This window comes from Tabrizicola sp. T74 (genome assembly GCF_057219935.1).
In genome coordinates, this window is sequence record NZ_JBXVVT010000006.1 from 51,549 (window position 1) to 70,909 (window position 19,361).

Annotated in this window: 21 protein-coding genes; 5 read left to right on the plus strand and 16 right to left on the minus strand. The window is 66.4% G+C overall.

The annotated features are described in order from the left end of the window. Positions 1–33 precede the first annotated feature (33 nt). The 10 genes from scpB to epmA form a co-directional block, all read right to left on the minus strand. Entirely contained in the window at positions 34–678 is a 645-nt protein-coding gene (scpB, locus tag AC2EAL_RS17385; protein WP_484725497.1) for an SMC-Scp complex subunit ScpB, read from the minus strand. After that, positions 678–1,466, minus strand: coding sequence for a segregation and condensation protein A (locus AC2EAL_RS17390; protein WP_484725498.1), 789 nt, complete (start codon positions 1,464–1,466; stop codon positions 678–680). Before AC2EAL_RS17390 ends, scpB begins: the two co-directional genes overlap by 1 nt. After that, positions 1,459–2,454: a glycoside hydrolase family 3 N-terminal domain-containing protein gene (locus tag AC2EAL_RS17395; RefSeq protein WP_484725499.1), complete on the minus strand. Its 996-nt coding sequence runs from the start codon at positions 2,452–2,454 to the stop codon at positions 1,459–1,461. The genes AC2EAL_RS17390 and AC2EAL_RS17395 overlap by 8 nt, the downstream gene beginning before the upstream one ends. Then, positions 2,451–3,437 (minus strand): SPOR domain-containing protein, encoded by a 987-nt coding sequence (locus tag AC2EAL_RS17400; protein WP_484725500.1) that lies wholly within the window; start codon positions 3,435–3,437, stop codon positions 2,451–2,453. Before AC2EAL_RS17400 ends, AC2EAL_RS17395 begins: the two co-directional genes overlap by 4 nt. Before the next feature lie 75 nt (positions 3,438–3,512). Continuing rightward, on the minus strand, positions 3,513–5,255 hold the full coding sequence (argS, locus tag AC2EAL_RS17405) for an arginine--tRNA ligase (RefSeq protein WP_484725501.1): 1,743 nt from the start codon (positions 5,253–5,255) through the stop codon (positions 3,513–3,515). Between the two features lie 57 nt (positions 5,256–5,312). Continuing rightward, the gene (locus AC2EAL_RS17410; RefSeq protein ID WP_484725502.1) at positions 5,313–5,786 is read right to left on the minus strand and encodes a holin family protein; all 474 of its coding nucleotides are present in this window, start codon (positions 5,784–5,786) and stop codon (positions 5,313–5,315) included. Further along, positions 5,777–6,388: a holin-associated N-acetylmuramidase gene (locus tag AC2EAL_RS17415; protein WP_484725503.1), complete on the minus strand. Its 612-nt coding sequence runs from the start codon at positions 6,386–6,388 to the stop codon at positions 5,777–5,779. The genes AC2EAL_RS17410 and AC2EAL_RS17415 overlap by 10 nt, the downstream gene beginning before the upstream one ends. An 82-nt stretch (positions 6,389–6,470) precedes the next feature. Continuing rightward, positions 6,471–6,929, minus strand: a complete 459-nt coding sequence (ccmE, locus tag AC2EAL_RS17420) for a cytochrome c maturation protein CcmE (RefSeq protein WP_484725801.1) — start codon at positions 6,927–6,929, stop codon at positions 6,471–6,473. A 164-nt stretch (positions 6,930–7,093) separates the two neighbouring features. Beyond that, positions 7,094–8,122 (minus strand): N-acetyl-gamma-glutamyl-phosphate reductase, encoded by a 1,029-nt coding sequence (gene argC, locus AC2EAL_RS17425; protein WP_484725504.1) that lies wholly within the window; start codon positions 8,120–8,122, stop codon positions 7,094–7,096. A gap of 320 nt (positions 8,123–8,442) precedes the next feature. Further along, complete coding sequence (epmA, locus tag AC2EAL_RS17430; protein WP_484725505.1) at positions 8,443–9,483, minus strand: EF-P lysine aminoacylase EpmA; 1,041 nt, start codon at positions 9,481–9,483, stop codon at positions 8,443–8,445. A gap of 87 nt (positions 9,484–9,570) precedes the next feature. Here epmA and efp point away from each other — a divergent pair, with 87 nt between their 5' ends. After that, positions 9,571–10,137, plus strand: coding sequence for an elongation factor P (efp, locus tag AC2EAL_RS17435; protein WP_137112144.1), 567 nt, complete (start codon positions 9,571–9,573; stop codon positions 10,135–10,137). 160 nt (positions 10,138–10,297) lie between these two features. Then, positions 10,298–11,074, plus strand: coding sequence for a formate/nitrite transporter family protein (locus tag AC2EAL_RS17440; RefSeq protein WP_484725506.1), 777 nt, complete (start codon positions 10,298–10,300; stop codon positions 11,072–11,074). 60 nt (positions 11,075–11,134) lie between these two features. On the opposite strand, the gene AC2EAL_RS17445 is transcribed toward AC2EAL_RS17440, so the two are convergent. Together AC2EAL_RS17445 and murI are read right to left on the minus strand one after the other, a co-directional pair. Next, positions 11,135–11,875, minus strand: a complete 741-nt coding sequence (locus AC2EAL_RS17445) for a DUF1684 domain-containing protein (protein ID WP_484725507.1) — start codon at positions 11,873–11,875, stop codon at positions 11,135–11,137. Beyond that, entirely contained in the window at positions 11,875–12,687 is an 813-nt protein-coding gene (murI, locus tag AC2EAL_RS17450; protein ID WP_484725508.1) for a glutamate racemase, read from the minus strand. Before murI ends, AC2EAL_RS17445 begins: the two co-directional genes overlap by 1 nt. 192 nt (positions 12,688–12,879) lie before the next feature. On the opposite strand from murI, the gene AC2EAL_RS17455 reads away from it, so the two are divergent. Next, a complete protein-coding gene (locus AC2EAL_RS17455; RefSeq protein WP_484725509.1) occupies positions 12,880–13,785 on the plus strand; it encodes a LysR family transcriptional regulator in 906 nt (301 codons plus the stop codon). Between the two features lie 171 nt (positions 13,786–13,956). On the opposite strand, the gene AC2EAL_RS17460 is transcribed toward AC2EAL_RS17455, so the two are convergent. The 4 genes from AC2EAL_RS17460 to AC2EAL_RS17475 form a co-directional block, all read right to left on the minus strand. After that, the gene (locus tag AC2EAL_RS17460) at positions 13,957–15,159 is read right to left on the minus strand and encodes an RNA polymerase sigma factor (RefSeq protein ID WP_484725510.1); all 1,203 of its coding nucleotides are present in this window, start codon (positions 15,157–15,159) and stop codon (positions 13,957–13,959) included. Further along, complete coding sequence (locus AC2EAL_RS17465) at positions 15,159–15,506, minus strand: YciI family protein (RefSeq protein ID WP_484725511.1); 348 nt, start codon at positions 15,504–15,506, stop codon at positions 15,159–15,161. Before AC2EAL_RS17465 ends, AC2EAL_RS17460 begins: the two co-directional genes overlap by 1 nt. A 186-nt stretch (positions 15,507–15,692) precedes the next feature. Beyond that, the gene (locus tag AC2EAL_RS17470) at positions 15,693–16,055 is read right to left on the minus strand and encodes a YciI family protein (RefSeq protein ID WP_484725512.1); all 363 of its coding nucleotides are present in this window, start codon (positions 16,053–16,055) and stop codon (positions 15,693–15,695) included. Between the two features lie 29 nt (positions 16,056–16,084). Then, complete coding sequence (locus AC2EAL_RS17475; RefSeq protein ID WP_484725513.1) at positions 16,085–16,474, minus strand: MAPEG family protein; 390 nt, start codon at positions 16,472–16,474, stop codon at positions 16,085–16,087. A gap of 226 nt (positions 16,475–16,700) precedes the next feature. Between AC2EAL_RS17475 and purL the strand changes: the two genes are divergently transcribed. Both purL and AC2EAL_RS17485 read left to right on the plus strand, forming a co-directional pair. Then, positions 16,701–18,854: a phosphoribosylformylglycinamidine synthase subunit PurL gene (gene purL, locus AC2EAL_RS17480; RefSeq protein ID WP_484725514.1), complete on the plus strand. Its 2,154-nt coding sequence runs from the start codon at positions 16,701–16,703 to the stop codon at positions 18,852–18,854. Next, positions 18,854–19,354 carry a GNAT family N-acetyltransferase gene (locus AC2EAL_RS17485; RefSeq protein WP_484725515.1) on the plus strand — a complete coding sequence of 167 codons (501 nt, stop codon included), beginning with the start codon at positions 18,854–18,856 and terminating at the stop codon, positions 19,352–19,354. The genes purL and AC2EAL_RS17485 overlap by 1 nt, the downstream gene beginning before the upstream one ends. Positions 19,355–19,361: the final 7 nt, after the last annotated feature.

Consider the following 19,361-nt stretch of genomic DNA (forward strand, 5'->3'; position numbering starts at 1 on the left):
TATGGGGCCGCTCGCCGCCAATTCCAGAGCCTCTCAGTCCTCGAAAAGCTCGCTTTGTCCCGCCGTGGCCTCGTCCTCGTCGTCGCTCGACAGGGCCTGCCCCGGGGCGGGCCGGTTATCGAGCAGCCCTGCCGCCCGCAATTCCTTAAGCCCCGGCAGGTCGCGGGCAGACTCAAGCCCGAAATGGTCCAGGAAGGTTTCCGTCACCACGAAAGTCACCGGTCGCCCCGGCGTCATCCGGCGGCGGCCGAGCCTGATCCAGTCCAGCTCCAACAGCTGGTCCACCGTTCCCCGGCTGACCGCAACGCCCCGGATCTCCTCGATTTCCGCCCGCGTCACCGGCTGGTGGTAGGCCACGATCGCCAGCGTCTCGATCGCCGCGCGCGACAGTTTCCGCACCTCCACCGTCTCGCGCCGCATCAGGAACCCCAGGTCCGGCGCGGTTCGGAACGCATAGGCATCCCCCACCTTGACGAGGTTCACCCCCCGCCCCTCATACCGCTTGCGCAAATGCACCAAGGCCTCGGCCGGGTCCGCGCCATGCGGCATCCGGGCCTGCAGCTCGGCCAGCGTCACGGGCTCGGCCGAGGCAAACAGGATCGCCTCGACCATCCGCTCCTGCTCGCCCATCGGCGGGGCGTCGAACAGGCTTTCTTCGGTTGCGTCCTCGGTCGCCATCATCCGTCCTTCAGCCGCAACTCGATCGGCGCAAAGGTCTCACCCTGCCGCAAGACCACCTGCCCGCGCTTTGCCAGTTCCAGCACAGCCGCGAAATGCGCTGCCAGCGAGGACCGCCGCGCCATCGGGCTCGCGTCCCAGCCCTCGGGCAGGAAGCTCACCAGCGTCGCCCAGTCGCCCGCATAGCCGATCAGCCCGCGCATCCGGTCCAGCGCCTGCTCCATCGTATAGACATGCTCGCGGTCCAGCACGAAAGGCCGGAACTCGTCCTTCGTGCGGATCTGCGCATAGGCGCGCATCAGGTCCAACAGCGTCGCCGTCCACTTGACCTTTTTCTGATGCGTCAGGTCCTCGGGCACACCACGGGCAAAGAAATCCCGCCCCAACTGGTCGCGCCCCATCAACCGCGCCGCCGCATCGCGCATCGCCTGCAGCCGTTCCAGCTGGAAGGCCAGATGCGCCGCCAGGTCCTCGGCTGAAGGCCCCTCGTCCCCGGGCTCCGGAGGGAGCAGCAGCCGCGACTTCAGAAAGGCGAGCCAGGCCGCCATCACCAGGTAGTCCGCCGCAAGCTCGATCCGCAGGCTGCGGGCCCGTTCGACAAAGCCCAGATACTGCTCGGCCAGCTTCAGAACGGAAATCTTCCGCAAATCCACCTTTTGCGTGCGCGACAGCGTCAGCAAAAGGTCCAGCGGCCCCTCGAACCCGTCGACATCGACGATCAGCGCCTCGGCGGCCAGCCGGTCCTCGGGCGCGATCCGCTCGGGCTGGTCCCAGTCTTCCTCAGCCATCGGCCAGCTCGGCCAGCGCCGCCTTCATGTCCAGACGCGCCACCGGCCGCGCGGCCAGCGCCGCCTCGGCCCGGGCCAGCGTGGCAGGCCCCATGGTTCCCGCCGCCCCCGCAACCTCGACCATCTCGGCCATGTCGCCCTTGCAGTGCAGCGCGATGTCCACCCCCGCCGCAATCGTCCGCGCCGTGCGGTCGCCCAGAGTCCCGGCCAGGGCCTGCATGTTCAGGTCGTCGGACATGAGCAGGCCCTTGAACCCGATATTTTCGCGGATTGCCCGGATCATCGTGGGCGACTGCGTCGCGGGCCGGTCAGGGTCCAGCGCCGCAAAGACCAGGTGCGCGGTCATCGCCATCGGCAGGTCGGCCAGCGCGCGGAACGGCGCGAAATCAATGGCCTGCAGGTCCTCCAGCGGCACGTCCACCCGTGGCAGATCGTGGTGCGTGTCGACATGGGACAGCCCATGCCCCGGCATGTGCTTCATCACCGGCAGCACGCCCCCGGCCATCAAACCCTCGGCCACCGCCCGCCCGATCCGCGCGACGGTGCCGGGGTCGCGGCCATAGCAGCGGTTCATCAAGAACGGGTGCGTCTCGGGGCGCACCACATCCAGCGTCGGGATGCAGTCCGCGTCGATCCCGACCTCGGCCAGTTCCGCCGCGATCACGGTCGCGCGCAGGCGCATGATCCGCTCGGCCGCCTCAACCGACCCGGCCCCGTCCACCGTATCCAGGGGCGGCGTCCACTCCCGCCAATGCGGCGCACGCATGCGCTGCACCCGGCCGCCCTCCTGATCGACCAGGACCGGAGCATTGCGCCCCACCGCCTCGCGAAGATCGCCGGTCAACCGTCGCAGCTGGTCGGGGTCTTCCACGTTCCGGGCAAACAGGATGAAGCCGAATGGGTCGGCATCGCGGTAGAAGGCGCGCTCTTCCGGCAGCAGCCGGGGACCGGCGCAGCCGAAGATCATCGCGCCAGAGCCAACCGTCATTTGTGCGGCACCGGGATACAGGTCCCGCCCTGCGCAACGATGGCGGAGCAGAAGCGGCGCGCGTCGTCCTCGCCGTCAAAGCCGTGGCCGCGCAGGCGATAGAAGGTGCGACCGCCACTTTCGGCCGGCTGCACCACCATGGCCTTCTCGGCCATCAGCTCACCGAACCGGCCCTGCAGCACTGCCCAGGCGGCGCGCGCCTCGTCGGCGGTGTCGAAGGTGTCGAACTGCACCAGCCGCGTCCCGGGGGTGATCGCAGAGGGGTCAATCTCTTTCGCGGGCGGCAGGGCGGTCATCTCCGCCGGGGCGGCCACGGTTTCAGCCCGCGCGCCCGGACGCGCCTTTGGCCGCAGCGAGACCAGCATCGCGCCTTCCGGCACCGGTTCTTCGATCAGCTCGATGGGCAGTTCTGCCGTCGGATCCGGCTCGGTTGCCACGGGGACCTCGCCCAGGGCCTCGGCCAGGGCGGCATCAATCGCGACTTCCGTCGGGTCGGCGCTTTCGGTGGGCGGGGTCGCCGCCAGTGCCAGATCGGCATCGGTGGCCATCATACCCGTCGGGGCCGAGGCTTCAGTCAGGCCGGGCAGCACTGGCCCACCCAGTCCCGAGGTATCTTCTTCAGCCAGTTCCATCGGGCGCGGTGCCAGCACCAGCTTTTCGGGCGGCGGCGTCGCCACCCCGGCTTCGGCCACATCATTCACCGCCAGACCCTGATGGTCGGCGACTTCTCCGCCGGGATCGGCCGGGGCAATCCGCATCGGGCCGTCCATCGCCTGGATCACCGGGACGCCGTTCACATCGCGAACCGCCAGCTTGTAGCCCCAGAAGCCTAAGCCCACCACCAGGGCCAGAGAGGTGACCGCGCCCGCGATGTTGACCATGCGCTGGACCCGGGCCGCAGCCTGCAGGTCACGCACACCCTGCCGAGGCGTGGTGTTGTCGTGGGTAAAGCCGCCGCCGAAGTCGTAGTCCGCGTCCGCCATCTGCTGCCCCTGTCCGCGGGATGGTTGATCCACCCCTGCATTCATAACGCCTCAAACCCGGGCGGGCGCCGTTTGTCAGCGCATTTCCTCGACCGGGGTCACGCCAAGGATACCAAGGCCTGCGCAAATAACAACGCCCACGGCCCGCGCAAGGGCGATTTTTGCCGCAGAAATTGCGGTATCCCCTTGGATGAACCGCAAGGTGTCGTCATCATTGCCCTTGTTCCACAACCCGTGGAAGTCGGACGCGAGTTCGTAGAGGTAGAAGGCCACGCGGTGCGGCTCGTGCCCCTTGGCGGCGATTTCGACCAGCCGCGGCCATTCGCCGAGCTTGCGGATGACCTCAAGTTCGGCCTCATGGCCCAGATGCGCAAGGTGCGCCTGCGAAAGCGAGGCATCGCTCACGTTGAGCCCCGCCTCCCGCGCCTTCCGCAGGATCGAGTTCACCCGAGCGTTCGCGTACTGCACGTAGAAGACCGGGTTGTCCTTCGACTGCTCCGTCACCTTGTCAAAGTCAAAGTCCAGCGCCACGTCGTTCTTCCGCGTCAGCATGACGAAGCGGACGACATCCGGCCCGACCTCGTCGATCAGGTCGCGCAGGGTGACGAAGGTGCCCGCGCGCTTCGACATCTTGACGATCTGCCCGCCCTTCAGAAGCTTCACGAGCTGGATCAGCTTGATGTCCAGCGAGACGCGGTTTTCCGACAGGGCCGAGACGACCGCCTTCAGCCGCTTCACATAGCCCGAATGGTCGGCACCGAAGATATTGATCAGCTCATCAAAGCCGCGCTGCACCTTGTTGAAATGATAGGCAATATCCGGCGCGAAGTAGGTCCAGGACCCATCCGACTTCTTCACCGGCCGGTCCACGTCATCGCCAAAGTCGGTCGACCGGAACAGCGTCTGCTCGCGCGGCTCCCAATCTTCCGGGGCCTTGCCCTTCGGCGGTTCCAGCACGCCCTCGTAGATCAGCCCAAGGCCGCGCAGCCGATCAATCGCTGCCTCGATCTGGCCCGTCCCGTACAGCGCCTTTTCCGACGAATAGACATCCATCGTGACGCCAAGCGCCGCCAGATCCTCGCGGATCATTTCCATCATCATGTCGGTGGCAAAGACCCGTACCTCGGCCAGCCAGTATTGCTCGCCCTTTTCCAAGAGGCTGTCGCCATACTTCGCCTTCAGCGCCTCGCCCACCGGGATCAGGTAGTCGCCCGGATAAAGCCCCTCGGCAATCTCGGGCGACAGGCCGTGCGCCTCGCGGTAGCGCTCATAGGCGGACCGGGCCAGCACGTCGACCTGGCCCCCGCCGTCGTTGATGTAATATTCCCGCGTGACCGCATAGCCGGCAAAGTCCAGCAGCGCCGCCAGCGCATCGCCGACCACGGCCCCCCGAGCATGCGCCACATGCATCGGCCCTGTCGGGTTTGCGCTCACGAACTCCACGTTGACCTTGCGCCCCGCGCCCATCGAGGACCGGCCATAACCCATGCCCTTGACCAGCACCTCGCGCACCAGCCCTTGCCAGGCCGCAGGCTCCAGCCGCAGGTTCAGGAACCCGGGCCCCGCCACATCGGCCCCCGCCACCCGCGGGTCCTCCATCAGCTTGGCCGCCAGCGCATCGGCAATCGCGCGGGGTTGCATCCCTGCCGGTTTCGCCAGCACCATCGCCGCGTTCGTCGCCATCTCGCCATGCCCCTGGTCGCGCGGCGGCTCCACCGCCACGGCGCTCAGGTCCAGCCCCGAGGGCAGCACGCCTTGGGCCATCAGGGCCTCAAGCTCGGCCACCACAAGCTCACGGATATCGGCGAACAGGTTCATTTGATCACATCCTCTGATGCCCTTGGCCATGCCAGAGGCCCGATCAGAGGTCAAGCATCAGCCCCGCCGCCACTCCTCCAGCGCCGCATTCTCCTCGGGCACCGCCGCCTGTCCGGCAAACGGCGACACCACGGCCCGGTTGCGGAAGTAATGCGTCTCCCGCGCGCCGAAGTAGAAGGCGACGATGGCACCCAGAAGCCACCACAAGGGCTCGGGGACCGCGTTCAGCCCCACCATCCGGAACGCGAACGCCTCCGGATCGATCATCGCATAGACGAACAGCCCGATGGTCCCGAAGGCCAGAAACGGCCGCGGCAGCCGGTTCAACCCGTTCACCAGCCGGTCGAACCAGCTTAAGGCCGGATGCTGATACTCCTCGCCCAGCTGCCGCAGGGCCGCCATCTGCGCCTCGGCCGAATACTCCATCTTCTTGGTGGCCGAGGGCACGAAGACCTCTGCCACCCCCTTCGCCGCCTCGCCGAGGGCCGTCACCGCCCCCGGGCCACCGATCAGCTTCCCGATCACCCCCATTTGGCGACCCGCGCCCGATGCTGCGCCTCGGTCAGGTGGTACTTCGGAGAAATGAACTCCTCCGCCCGCACGATCCAGCCGCCCTTGCCGCCGTCCCTGCGCCGGGCGAACTTTCGGCTCGCCGGCCGGTTGTCCGCGATGGCGTAGTAATAGTTCCGCCGCGCGATCCCGTAGGCATCCGCCAGATGCGACGGCGCCGCCTCGTAGGCCATCTGCGCCGCGCGGATCGTCTGCGGCCCGATGGCCCCGTCGGGGTCGCAAGGATAGCCCATGTCGGTCAAGAGCCGTTGCAGGATCTTCACCGAATTGCCGCCCGCGTTGACATACATGTCGAAGACGCTGGCCTGGATCACCTCGGGTAAGGCCGCGATCCCCGGGCCTTCGTAGTAATGCTTCAGGTAGATCTCGACCGCCTGCTTGCGGGTCAAGGCCTTCACATCCTTGACGTCGATCCGGCTGTCGCGGTTCACGTCGATCCCCAACCGCCGCAAGGTCCCGATGGTCACCCCGTGATTGGTCGCCCCACCCGGATCATCCGGGTCGTTCACAAAGCCGCCCTCGCGGCCCACGATCTCTTCGGCAATCTGACGCACATCCGGCATGGCACACCCCCGTTGCAGCGGGGAAAGCCTCGCAAAGCGCCGTTAACGCCGCCCTGCACCAGCGCTCGGTCGCGGCCTGCGCTCAGCTTTCCGGCTTGGCATTGGGGTCGACGTAGACTCCCTGTTCCTTCAGCGCGTCGACGACTTCCTTCGGCATGTAGGTCTCGTCATGCTTGGCCAGCACCTCGGTCGCCATGAAGGTGTCACCCTCCATCCTGCCCAAAGCGACCATTCCCTGCCCCTCGGCGAAAAGGTCCGGCAGAATGCCGTTATAGCGGACCGGCACCGTCGCATTGGTATCGGTGACCGAGAAGGCGACCTCGGTGCCTTCCCCGCGCACGATGGACCCTTCGACGACCAAACCGCCAATGCGGAATGTCTCGTCTGCCGGGGGCGGAGAAGTCACCACCTCGGTCGGGCTGCGAAAGAAGTTCATCGCATCCGACGGGACAAAGAAGTAGATCACCCCGAACATCGCCACCAGGGCAGCCGCAGCCAAGGAAATGATCTGGATGCGCCGCTGCTTCTTCAGGCCCTTCAGCCCCCGGAATTCGGTCTTCGCGCTCATCGCTCCCATCCTCTGCCGTCCGGCTCAACTGCCACGCCCAAGGTGGGCACGCCTTGAGCGGCGTCAACCCCCGCTCCTCGATGACTTCGTCACTCGTCGCTGACGTGCGAGGAGCAGCCGCAGGCGCACGACGAGCGTTACGGGAAAACCGGCGCCAGCATCAGCCCTTCCGTCTCGGGCAGCCCCAGCATCAGGTTCGCATTCTGGATCGCCTGGCCGGAGGACCCCTTGGTCAGGTTGTCCAGCACCGAAACCACCACCGCGCGCCCCGCAACCCGGTCGCCGATCACCCCGAGGTGGCAGAAGTTCGACCCGGCGATGTCGCGGGTGGACGGCAGCGACCCGAAGGGCAGAACCTGCAGGAAAGGCTCGTTTTCGTAAGCCTTTTCAAGCGTCTGGTGCACGACCTTCGCGTCGCCCTTCACGTAGACCGTCGCAAGGATCCCCCGGTTCATCGGCAGAAGGTGCGGCGTGAACTGCACCCGCACCGGCCGCCCGGCGATCTTGGAAAACTCCTGGTCGAACTCGCCCAGATGCCGGTGCTTGCCGCCCGCCGAATAGGTATGCGTGCCCCCGGACAATTCCGCGTGAAGCAGGTTCTCCTTCAGCGACCGCCCCGCGCCCGAGACCCCGGCCTTCAGGTCGATCAGGATGTCGTCCAGATCAATGCAGCCCGCCGCGATCAAAGGCCGCAGCGCGAACTGCCCCGTCGCGGCGTTGCAGCCAGTCCCCGCCACCAGCCGCGCCTTGACGATCTCATCCCGGTAGAACTCGGTCAGCCCGTAGACCGCCTCCGTCTGGATCTCCACCGCCGCATGGGGCTGGCCGTACCACTTCTCGTATTCCGCCGGGTCGCGCAGCCGGAAGTCCGCCGACAGGTCCACGATCCGCAGTGACTTAGGCAGCTTCGCGATCACCTCCTGCGTCGTCGCATGCGGCAGCGCACAGAAGCACAGGTCCACGCTGGCAAAATCGATCTCGTCGATCTTCGTGAGCCGTGGCAGATCCAGATGCCGCAGGAACGGAAACACCTCCGCCATCGACATCCCCGCCTTGCGGTCCGCCGACAGGGCCACGATGCGCATCGACGGATGCGTTGCGATCAGGCGGACCAACTCCGCCCCCGTATAGCCCGAGGCCCCGAGAATGGCGATGCGATGGGTCATGACGCGCCTCCTGCAACGAAACGCGCCCTCTTTGCGCCGCCAGCGCCCCCAATGCAAGACCAGCGAATGTCACCGGCACAATTCCGGCCAGCTGCTTGCCCATGTTGCAAATACTCCCGCCGGAGGCAGCTGCGGTCAGAAGCCAGGCGCTGCCGTCCAAGGCAACGCTCCAAGGCCAAAGCCAGGCGCCTCCCCTCCCCCTCTGTGGGGAGGGGCCGGGGGTGGGGGGGCACCGCAAAACATCCTTTACGAGCGGTAAACGTCCGCGACTATCTATCTGATTCACATAAAAAATCAGAAATTGTCCACCGTGGACAAACTCACGGCACGGGCGTCCACATGACGTCGTCGATCCGGGGCGCGCCCGTCGCGAGCATGACCACCCGATCAAACCCCATCGCAATCCCCGCCGCCGGGGGCATCCCCTCCAGCGCCGCCAGGAAATCCTCATCCAGAGGATACTCCTCCCCATAGACCCGCGCCTTCTCCGCCATCTCCGCCTCGAACCGCCGCCGCTGCTCGGCCGGATCGGTCAGCTCCCCAAACCCGTTCGCCAGCTCCACCCCGCAAGCGTAGACCTCGAACCGCTCCGCGACGCGGGCGTCCCCCGGCACCCGCCGCGCCAGCGCCGCCTCGGCCGACGGATACCGATCCAGGATCGTCACCCGACCCATGCCCAGCTTCGGCTCCACCTTCTCGGACAGAACCCGGCTCAGCATGTCCGACCAGGTATCATCCGCGGCCCGTCGCACCCCGATCCGGTCCAGCTCCGCCCCCAGGACCACCGCATTCGTCGTGCCGTCCCGCCGGATCGAGGCCATCAGATCCATCCCGGCATGGACCAGGAAGGCCTCGGCCACCGAGACCCTCTCAGGTTCCAGAAACGGATCGCAGGTCCGGTCCCGGAACCGCAGCACTTCAGCCCCCGCCTCCCGCGCGGCGACCCGCAGGAAGGACATCACGTCCGCCATCAGGACCTCATACCCCTCCCCCACCCGGTACCACTCCAGCATCGTGAACTCGGGGGAGTGCAGCGCTCCCCGCTCCCGGTTCCGCCAGACGTGGGAGAAGGCGTGGATCCGCGTCTCACCCGCTGCGAGGAGCTTCTTCATCGCGAACTCGGGTGAGGTGTGGAGGTACATCCGCCGCCCCTCCCCGTCGTTCCCGATCGCCTCGGTCGCGAAGCCGTGGAGGTGCGCCTCGTTCCCAGGGGAAATCGCCAGCGCCGCGGGGTCGACCTCGGTGAACTCCTCCGATGCCAGCCACCCCCGGATCGCCGCCTGGATGCGGTTGCGGGTCAGCAGGATCGGGCGGCGGTCGGCGTGGCGGGAGGGGCTCCACCAGGGAGACGAGGGATTCATCTGGAAATTCCGGTCGGGATGGGTTACGGGCGCGGGCAGATGCGGGTCCAGAGGGACCGCGCCCCCGATATAACAAGGACCCGACCTTTGAAAGTCATCGCCTCCTCGCTCCGCAAGGGCAACGTCGTCGAGATGGACGGCAAGCTCTACGTCGTGCTGACCGCCTCGAACTTCCACCCCGGCAAGGGCACCCCCACCACCAGCGTCGACATGCGCCGGATCTCGGATGGGGTGAAGGTCTCGGAACGCTGGCGGACGACCGAGATGGTCGAGAAGGCCACCGTCGACGAGCGGGAGTATGATTTCCTCTACGAGGACGGCGAGGGCTTCCACTTCATGGAGCCGACCACCTACGAACAGGTCGTCGTGACCGAGGACGTGATGGGGGCGAACAAGCCCTACCTCCAGGAAGGGATGAAGTGCTACGTCAAGACCTTCGACGGGATCCCGATTGCCCTGGAAGTCCCGCAGAAGATCACCGTCGAGATCGTCGAGACCGAGCCGGTCACCAAGGGGCAGACTGCCTCGTCCTCGTACAAGCCCGCGATGACCGACAATGGACTGCGGGTGATGGTGCCGCCGCATATCGGGCCGGGCACACGGATCGTGATCAACACGGACGACGACTCTTACGTCGAGCGCGCCAAGGACTGACCTGTCCACGGTGGACAAACGCCGCGATCCTTGCGTTATCAAGGACTTGGTCGTGGACGTTAGGGATCTGTAAACCATCGGAAAGGCACGTCGCAAGACGTGCCTTTTTGCTTTGGCCGGGGCCGCAAAGGGCTATGCTGCGGGCAAAGGGGAGGCCGCGATGCCCGGGGATCATGACGCCTACAAGCCCGCCGAGATAGCCGCGCTGATCGAGACGGCGGGGGTCGCCAAAGCCGCCCTGCCGCTGCACCGGATGGCGACGCTCGCGATGCTGGCGGGGGCCTTCATCGGGTTTGGCTCGGCCTTCTGGTGCATGGCGATGGTCGGCGCGTACCCGGGCTTCGGGCCGCAACGGGTGCTGGGCGGGATGGTCTTTGCGCTGGGGCTGATCCTGGTCGTGGTCGGAGGCGCGGAGCTGTTCACCGGGAACGCTTTGATGGTGATGGCGGCGGTGGACCGGCGGATTACCCTTGGGGCGCTGATGCGGAACTGGGGGATCGTCTACCTGGGCAACCTGATCGGCGCGGTCGGGCTGGCGGTGGCTTTCGGGCTGAGCGGGCTCCTCGACGGGCCGATGGGCGAGGTCGCGGCCAAGGCGGCGACGACCAAGGCGAGCATGCCGCCGCTGGAGGCCTTTGTCCGGGGGGCCTTGTGCAATGCGCTGGTCTGCCTGGCAGTCTGGCTGAGTTTCGCGGCGCGGACGGCGACGGACAAGATTCTGGGGGTGCTCTGGCCGGTGGCGGCCTTCGTCACGCTGGGGCTGGAGCATTCGGTGGCGAACATGTTCCTGTTCCCGGCGGGGCTTTGGGCGGGGTCGGATGCGTCGGTGGCCGGGGTTTTCGCCAATCTTTTCTGGGTCACACTGGGCAATATCGTCGGCGGCGCGGGGGGCGTCGCGCTGGCCTATCGCTTTGCCTATGGCGCGATGCGGGGGTGAGGGCGGTGGGCGCTTCGCCCACCCTACGCGCCGGCCTAGTGAGTCGGGGTGAACCCCGACCTACGGGGCCAGTTCACCGGCCTCGATGCGGAAGGGCAGGATGTTGCCAGGGGGCGGCAGGGGGCAGATGGCGAAATCGGTGAAGGCACAGGGCGGGCTGATCGCGCGGTTGAAGTCTAGGGTGATTTCCGTGTCGGCCGGGTCCTCGCCGAACAGGAACCGGCAGGCCGAGTAGGTTTCGCCCGCCGTGGCATCGCGGTAGACGAACATCGGCTTGCCGGATTTCCAGTGTGTGGGCGTAAGGGTCACGGTCTTGCCCTGATGCCGAAAGGTCGCGCGATGGGTCAGCGTCACAGCGGCCTTGGAGCCGTCTTTCATCGCAACTTCAGCGGTCTGTGGGGCGAAGCTCTCCCACTTCGCGCGAAGGGTCCAGTCGGGGTTTTCGGGGAAACTGCGGAGGGTGACTGTCGGTGCCAGCGTCAGGTCGCGGACGCGGAGCGCAGGGACTCCATCAACGGTGTGGATTTCCAGAAGGAACGGATCAACGCGCAGCTGCGGGAAGGCGTCGGGCACGGGTTGGAACGGCTGGGGGGCCTGATCGGGAAGGGCGAAAGCTGCGCCCTCGGGGCCGATCTCCAGCGTGCCGAGGAGATCAGGCCCGGAAGGAAGCTGGACCTCCTGCCCCGCGCCGACGAGGTGGCGACCCGGGGAAAGCTCGATCCGGGCGACGAGGTTCAGCCAGCCGTCCGGGGCGGCCAGCGCGGCAAGGCGGGCAGCGCGCCACACTGCCAGGGGGAGCATCAGGCAGCCTCGAAGGTGATCTTCCGACGCAGGAACTGGGTGGCCTTGTTGGAGACGTAAGCCGGATCGCCCGTGGTCAGAAATTTCGACTGGGTGCCGGAGCCTGCGAACTGCGGACGGCGCTGCAGGTAATCGGCAAGCGATTCAGCCACAAGGTTCGCTTGGGAATAGACCTTGACCTGCGGCCCCAGCGCGTCCTGAAAGACCTTTTCCATCAAGGGGTAATGCGTGCAGCCGAGGATCGCGGCCTCAGGTGACGGCATCCGGCGCTTTAAGGCCTCGACGTGTGAGCGGACCAGCGCCTCGGCCAGGATCTCGTCGCCCTGTTCGATGGCATCGACCACGCCGCCGCAGGGCTGCGCCTCGACGTCTACGCCGATGGCGCGGAAGGCAAGCTCACGCTGGAAGGCGCGGGAGGCGACAGTGGCGGGGGTGGCGAAAAGGGCCACGTGCTTGACCGCGACCTCACGCGGGGGGGAGTTGTCGCCCCACTGGCGCTCGGTCAGCGCCTCGATCAGCGGGACAAAGACGCCAAGGACGCGCTTGTCGGCGGGGACCCAGGTTTCCTGCATCCGCTTCAAGGCCGCGGCCGAGGCGGTGTTGCATGCGAGGATCACCAGGTCGCAGCCCTCGGCCCAAAGCCGTTCGGTGGCGGCACAGGTCAGCGCGAAGATGTCATCGGCGGTGCGGACGCCGTAAGGCGCATGGGCATTGTCGCCGAAGTAGACGAAGGGGGTATCAGGAAGGCGCTTTGTCAACGCATCAAGAACAGTTAGCCCACCGAGGCCCGAATCGAAGACGCCTACTGCCATGCCTGCCCCTATCCGCCTGCGGCGCAGACGCTGCGCCCGCCGCCTTTTCGGCAATCATAGGCCGGTCCGGCGGAGGGCGAAAGGGCGAAGCATTGGGCAGGGGGTAAGGCAAGCCGGGGTTTACATGCAATGCGCTATCCCTATCTAGGGGCGGAAGTGCTAGGGTAAGCGGTACACAGGGAAGGGCAGCGGATGGACTGGGACAAGCTGAGAATCTTTCACGCCGTCGCAGAGAAGGGCAGCCTGACCCATGCCGGGGACGTGCTGCACCTGTCGCAATCCGCGGTCAGCCGGCAGATCCGGGCGCTGGAGGAAAGCCTGGCGGTGACACTGTTCCACCGTCACGCGCGGGGGCTAATCCTGACCGAACAGGGTGAGCTTCTATTCGATGCGACCCAGCAGATGGTGCGGCGGCTGGATGCGACGGCGGCGCGGATCCGCGACAGCGAGGACGAGGTCTTTGGCGAGCTGCGGGTGACGACAACCACGGGGTTTGGGACGCTGTGGCTGGCACCGCGGCTGGCGCGGCTTTACGAGAAGTACCCGGCGCTGAAGATCGACCTGATGCTGGAAGAGCGCGTGCTTGACCTGCCGATGCGCGAGGCGGACGTGGCGATCCGGATGAAGGAGCCAAGCCAGGCCGACCTGATCCGCAAGCGGCTGATGAACATCAAGATGCAGCTGTTCGCGACGCCGGAGTATCTCGCCTCGCATGGCGTGCCGGAATCGATGGATGATTTTTCCAGCCACCGACTGATCAGTCAGCACGCCGGGACGCCTCAGGTCGCGGCGGGGGCGCTCTTGGTGGCAGAGCTGATGACGCATGACATTCCGTCGACGCTGACGGTGAACAACTACTTCGGCGTGCTGCAGGCGGTGCTGAACCACCTGGGGATCGGGGTGCTGCCGGATTACCTGACCGAGGATTTCCCCAATCTTGTCAGGGTCTTGCCGGACGTGCAAAGCGCCGAGGTGCCGGTGTTCCTGGCTTACCCGGAGGAGCTGCGCCACTCCAAGCGCGTAGCGGCCTTCCGCGATTTCGTGACCGAAGAGATCATGAGCTTCCGCCGCCGCCAGGCCGAGGATGCTGCCGCCTGAATTGCTGCCATGCAGCAATTGCATAGCGGGATTGCCCAAACGTCGGGCATTCCAGACTTGTTTGCGCAAGCATGGGGCACTAATTCCATCCGTGAAGCGGCGATGAGCGTGCTCTTGCCCCTTCGTACCTCCCTGTTGGACTTGGCCGAGCTTTATGCTCGGCCTTTTTTTTCAGCGCAGGGCGGCGAGCCTGGACTGCAGGAAGCTTCGGTCAGCATCGTTTGCCGCAAGGGCGATGGCGCGGAGGTATTCGGGACGCGCGGCAGTATGGTCGCCGTTGCGGGCCAGCAGGTCGGCGCGGGTCGCATGGAAAGGCTGGTAGCCGTCCAACTGGTCGGCCAGAGACTGGACATGGGACAGCGCCTGGGCCAGGTGGCCGCTTTCCGCGAGAGCGACGGCATGGTTCAGGGCGATGACCGGGGTTGGCTCCATCTGGTGCAAGCGGGCGTAAAGCGCGGCGATCTGCGGCCAGTCGGGCGGTGCGTCCGCCGAATGCAGGGCGGCGATGGCGGCTTTCAGCTGGAACGGACCGGGCGCACGGCGGGCGATGGCCTTGTCGAGGAACGCCAGGCCCTCGGCCCGTTCGGATTGGTTCCAGAGGGTTCGGTCCTGCCGGGCGGGCGGCAGGGTCTGGCCGTCCGGGCCGATGCGGGCCGCAGCGCGGGCGTTTGTCAGAAGGAGAAGGGCCAAAGCGGCCTCGACTTCGGGCTGATCGGGGGCGAGGCGCACCAGCAGCCGGGCGAGGAAGATCGCCTCGGTGCAGAGATCGACGCCCGCCTTCGGACCCTGGGCATAGCCGGCGGTGAAGATCAGATAGACCACGGTCAGGACGGAATTCAGCCGGTCGGGCAGGTCCTCGGGCCCCGGGACAGCATAGGGAATTCGGGCGGCGGCGATCTTCGCCTTGGCGCGGCTTAGGCGCTGGCCCATCGTCGGCTCGGCGTCGAGGAAGACGGCGGCGACCTGGGCGGTCGTCAGTCCGCAAAGGCTGCGGAGCGTCAGGGCGATACGCGACTTCTCCTCCAGTGCCGGGTGGCAGCAGGTGAAGATCAGGCGGAGGCGGTCGTCGGGGATGGCTTGCGGGTCGGGCTCGGCTGCCTCTTCCTCAGCCAGCACCGCGATGGCGTCCCGGTGCCGGGACAGGGTGGAATCGCGGCGGTAGCCGTCGATGGCCTTGCGGAGGCCCGCGCGGAGCAGCCAACCAGTCGGACTGGCCGGGACCCCTGCCCTGCCCCAGTGCACCAGGGCCGAGGCGGCGGCTTCCTGCAAGGCATCCTCGGCCCGCTGGAAGTTGCCGATACGCGAAATGAGGGCGGCCAAGAGCCGCCCCCGGTCTTCGCTAAGGACCCGCGACAGAAGCGCCTGCGGGGTCATCAGTACTCCATCACCGGGCGCACCTCGACCGAGCCATAGCGGGCGGCGGGGATCTCGGCGGCAAAGCGAAGCGCGGCATCGAGGTCCGGCGCGTCGATCAGGTAGAAGCCGCCGAGGTGTTCGCGGGTTTCGGCGAAGGGGCCGTCCATCGTCTCGACCTTTCCCCCGCGCTTGCGCAGCGTAGTGGCGGTGGCGACCGGCTGCAGGCCTTCGCCCGCAAGGAAGGTGGCGGTGTCCCTCATCTTTTCCTCAAGCCCGAAGTATTCGCCCATCATCGCGTCGAATTCCGGGGTGCCGTAGGCGGGCTCGGCCTCGGGGGCGGCGTAAAGCGTCAGCATGTATTTCATTGGTCAGACCTTTCAGTTGCGGCCGCTGGCGGGCTTGCCAGTCGGTCCTGCACCAAGGACGCAAGCCCCTTTCTGATTTCGACATCGGGTGCGAAAAAAGTCAAAAAACTTCTGTGGCCTTGAAATCATTCACAAAAGAAAACCGCCCCCGCAGGACTGCGGGGGCGGCAAAGGGTCAGACTGCGCTCAGTTGCCGGCCGGGTTGAAGTTCATCACCCGGCGGACCTCGATCGTGCCGAAGGCTGCGGTGGGGATGAGGGCCGCATAGGACAAGGCGGTCTCCATGTCGGGCACGTCGATGATGTAGTAGCCGCCCAGATGCTCGCGCGTTTCTGCAAAGGGGCCGTCCATCGTCTCGACGCGGCCGCCCGTGATGCGCAGCGATTTGGCCGTGTCGATCCGTTCCAGCCCATCGCCGCCGCGGATGACGCCGTCGGCCTGCATCTTGCGGTTCACGACGGTATAGCCCGCCATCATTTCGTTGAATTCGGGCGTGCCATAGGCCGGTTCGCGCGTCGGGTCGCCGTAAATCAGGATCATGTAGTTCATGGGATGTGTCCTTGGATGACGAGGGGGGATCAGAAGAAGCGGGCCATGGCGAGGACAACCAGCAGGATGACCGTCGCCAGCAGATTCAGCGAATTGCCCATGATGCGCAGGACATGCGTCGGGTTGTCGGCCTTCAGCCCGAACGGGTGCATGATGCGCCCCAGCACAAGGAAGCCGCCCGCGCAGTGCAGCGCGATGGAGTTGCCGCTGTTCGCCTCGGCCAGGGCAAGGAGGAGGAGGACGAAGGGCACCCATTCGACAAAGTTGCCGTGATGGCGGATGCGCTCGTGCAGGGCGGCATCATTGGCATGGCCGATGGAGGCCTTGAGCTCGGTCCGCTTGCCGGAGACGCGGAAGAACAGGATCAGGAAGATCGGGATCAGGGGAAGCGCGTACAGGGTGGTGATCGGGAAAGACATTCGGTTCGGTTCCTTTGTGATTTGGGTTTCGTGACCCAAGGACGCAGTCAGTTTGCCGATTTCGACATGGGGCATGAAAATTTTCTGCGACGGTGATGGGTTTTTTCGGCCACTGTGGCGAAACGACTGTAATCGTTGCAGAAATGGCGGGTCATCTGGAGCGCGGCCAGTTTGCGCTTTTGCAGCCTTTCGCTTATGAGGCGGCCAAGCTGCCAGAGGGGATGCCATGCAAGAGCCCGCGATCACGCCGGAATTGGTTGCCAGCCACGGGATCAAGCCCGACGAGTGGGAGCGGCTTCTGGGGATCATGGGACGGGAACCGACGTTCACGGAGCTGGGCATCTTTTCAGCCATGTGGAACGAGCATTGCTCTTACAAGTCGTCGAAGATTCACTTGAAGAAGCTGCCGACCACCGGGCCTCAGGTGATCTGCGGACCGGGCGAAAACGCGGGCGTCGTCGACATCGGCGACGGCCAGGCGGTGATCTTCAAGATGGAGAGCCACAACCACCCCTCCTACATCGAGCCGCATCAGGGTGCGGCGACCGGCGTGGGCGGCATCCTGCGAGATGTGTTCACGATGGGCGCGCGGCCGATTGCGGCGATGAATGCGCTGTCGTTTGGCCTGCCGAGCCACCCGAAGACCGCGCATCTGGTCAAAGGCGTCGTGGAGGGCGTGGGGTCTTACGGCAACGCCTTCGGGGTGCCGACCGTGGGCGGCGAGGTGCGGTTCCACCGCAGCTACAACGGCAACTGCCTGGTGAACGCCTTTGCCGCCGGTTTGGCGGATACCGACAAGATCTTCTACTCGGCGGCGTCGGGCGTGGGGATGCCGGTCGTTTATCTGGGCGCGAAGACGGGCCGGGATGGCGTGGGCGGGGCGACGATGGCCTCGGCCGAGTTCGACGATACGATTGAAGAGAAGCGCCCGACGGTGCAGGTGGGCGACCCCTTCACCGAGAAGCGCCTGCTGGAGGCCTGTCTGGAGCTGATGGCCTCCGGTGCCGTCATTTCCATCCAGGACATGGGGGCTGCGGGGCTGACCTGTTCGGCGGTGGAGATGGGGGACAAGGGCGGGCTTGGCATCAAGCTGCAGCTTGACGACGTGCCCCAGCGCGAGACGGGGATGACGGCTTACGAGATGATGCTGTCGGAATCCCAGGAGCGGATGCTCATGGTCCTGAAGCCCGAGAAAGAGGCCGAGGCGCGGGCGATTTTCGTGAAGTGGGACCTCGACTTCGCCATTGTGGGCGAGACGATCCCGGAGGACCGCTTCCTGATCCTGCACGGCAACGAGGTTAAGGCGGACATTCCGCTGTCGAAGCTGTCGTCGTCTGCGCCGGAGTATGACCGCCCCTGGGTACCCTCCCCTGCCCCGGCGCCCCTGCCGCAGATCCCGGCGATCACGCCCATCGCGGCGCTGAAGGCGCTGATCGGGTCGCCCTCCTATGCCCACAAGGCCTGGGTCTATGAACAGTACGACAGCCAGGTTGGGGCCGATACCGTGGTGCCCTGTGGGGCCGGCGCGGGCGTGGTGCGGGTGCATGGGACAGGGAAGCTTCTGGCGTTCACCTCGAACGTGACGCCGCGCTATGTGAAGGCGAACCCGTTCGAGGGTGGCAAGCAGGCGGTGGCCGAGGCCTACCGGAACCTCGTGGCAGTGGGGGCGCGGCCTCTGGCCACGACCGACAACCTGAACTTCGGGAACCCGGAAAAGCCCGAGATCATGGGGCAGTTCGTCGGTGCGCTGGAGGGGATCGGGGCGGCGGTGAAGGCGCTGGACATGCCGATCGTGTCGGGGAACGTGAGCCTTTACAACGAAACCGACGGCTCGGGCATCCTGCCGACGCCGACCATCGGCGCGGTCGGGATCATGAAGGCGGACGAGTTGATCGCGGGGCAACCGGCGGATGGCGACATTGTCGTCGTGATCGGCGAGACGCGGGGGCATCTGGGGCAGTCGGCGCTGTTGGCCGAGGCCTTCGGGATCGAGGCGGGGGATCCTCCGCCGGTCGAACTGTCAGCCGAGATATCAGTGGCGAAGGCCGTTCTGGCCAACCGCAAGCGCATCCACGCGGCGCGGGACCTGGGCGACGGCGGGCTCGCACTGGCGGCGTTCCGGATGGCGGAAGGCGCGGGCATCGGGCTGACGCTCAAGACCGGCGACATCGGGCAGCTCTTTGGCGAGGACCAGGCGCGGTACGTCGTGGCGATCCGGCATGATGACCTGGCGGCCTTCATGGCTGCGGCGGGTGGGGTCAAGGTGACCCAGGTCGGCCGGTTCGGCGGGGACAAGGTGACGCTTGGCACCGAAAGCGCGCCCCTGGCCGAGCTGTCGCAGCTTTACCGCACCGCCTTTGCGGCGACCGTGGGCGTCTGATGCTGCGTCCGGCGACAGCGGCGGATTTCCAGGTGATCCGGGCCATCGCGGGGCGGGCAGAGAACGCGCCCTTCCTTACCGACGAGGATGAGGCAGCACTTGCAGACTACCTTGCCGACCCGGCTGCGCGCCTCTTGATCTGGGAGCAGACCGGGCGGCCTGCGGGCTATGCCCTGTTCTGCGAGATCGGCGCGCCATCGGGTGCGGTGGAACTGCGGCGCCTTGCGCTGGACGAGACGGGGCGCGGACAGGGCCAGGTCTTCGTGCGCGCCCTTGTGGACTTTGGGTTCGGCACCCTGGGCGCGGCCCGGGTCTGGCTGGACGCCTCGGGCGAGAACCCGCGCGCGCAGGCGACCTATGCCCGTGCCGGGTTCACTCTGGAGGGTCGGCAGCGCCAGCACTGGTACCGCCCGGCCCTGGGCCGGGCCGTCGACCTGCTCTTGTACGGCATGCTGCGGCGCGAATGGGAATCCCTTGAACCGCTTGCCCCCCGGGCCTAGGCTCAAG

Bases quoted from the DNA above. Each gene is read 5' to 3' on its own strand.
- scpB (WP_484725497.1), bottom strand. From the start codon at position 678: ATGGCGACCGAGGACGCAACCGAAGAAAGCCTGTTCGACGCCCCGCCG.
- AC2EAL_RS17390 (WP_484725498.1), bottom strand. From the start codon at position 1,466: ATGGCTGAGGAAGACTGGGACCAGCCCGAGCGGATCGCGCCCGAGGAC.
- AC2EAL_RS17395 (WP_484725499.1), bottom strand. From the start codon at position 2,454: ATGACGGTTGGCTCTGGCGCGATGATCTTCGGCTGCGCCGGTCCCCGG.
- AC2EAL_RS17400 (WP_484725500.1), bottom strand. From the start codon at position 3,437: ATGGCGGACGCGGACTACGACTTCGGCGGCGGCTTTACCCACGACAAC.
- argS (WP_484725501.1), bottom strand. From the start codon at position 5,255: ATGAACCTGTTCGCCGATATCCGTGAGCTTGTGGTGGCCGAGCTTGAG.
- AC2EAL_RS17410 (WP_484725502.1), bottom strand. From the start codon at position 5,786: ATGGGGGTGATCGGGAAGCTGATCGGTGGCCCGGGGGCGGTGACGGCC.
- AC2EAL_RS17415 (WP_484725503.1), bottom strand. From the start codon at position 6,388: ATGCCGGATGTGCGTCAGATTGCCGAAGAGATCGTGGGCCGCGAGGGC.
- argC (WP_484725504.1), bottom strand. From the start codon at position 8,122: ATGACCCATCGCATCGCCATTCTCGGGGCCTCGGGCTATACGGGGGCG.
- epmA (WP_484725505.1), bottom strand. From the start codon at position 9,483: ATGAATCCCTCGTCTCCCTGGTGGAGCCCCTCCCGCCACGCCGACCGC.
- AC2EAL_RS17440 (WP_484725506.1), top strand. From the start codon at position 10,298: ATGCCCGGGGATCATGACGCCTACAAGCCCGCCGAGATAGCCGCGCTG.
- AC2EAL_RS17445 (WP_484725507.1), bottom strand. From the start codon at position 11,875: ATGCTCCCCCTGGCAGTGTGGCGCGCTGCCCGCCTTGCCGCGCTGGCC.
- murI (WP_484725508.1), bottom strand. From the start codon at position 12,687: ATGGCAGTAGGCGTCTTCGATTCGGGCCTCGGTGGGCTAACTGTTCTT.
- AC2EAL_RS17455 (WP_484725509.1), top strand. From the start codon at position 12,880: ATGGACTGGGACAAGCTGAGAATCTTTCACGCCGTCGCAGAGAAGGGC.
- AC2EAL_RS17460 (WP_484725510.1), bottom strand. From the start codon at position 15,159: ATGACCCCGCAGGCGCTTCTGTCGCGGGTCCTTAGCGAAGACCGGGGG.
- AC2EAL_RS17465 (WP_484725511.1), bottom strand. From the start codon at position 15,506: ATGAAATACATGCTGACGCTTTACGCCGCCCCCGAGGCCGAGCCCGCC.
- AC2EAL_RS17470 (WP_484725512.1), bottom strand. From the start codon at position 16,055: ATGAACTACATGATCCTGATTTACGGCGACCCGACGCGCGAACCGGCC.
- AC2EAL_RS17475 (WP_484725513.1), bottom strand. From the start codon at position 16,474: ATGTCTTTCCCGATCACCACCCTGTACGCGCTTCCCCTGATCCCGATC.
- purL (WP_484725514.1), top strand. From the start codon at position 16,701: ATGCAAGAGCCCGCGATCACGCCGGAATTGGTTGCCAGCCACGGGATC.
- AC2EAL_RS17485 (WP_484725515.1), top strand. From the start codon at position 18,854: ATGCTGCGTCCGGCGACAGCGGCGGATTTCCAGGTGATCCGGGCCATC.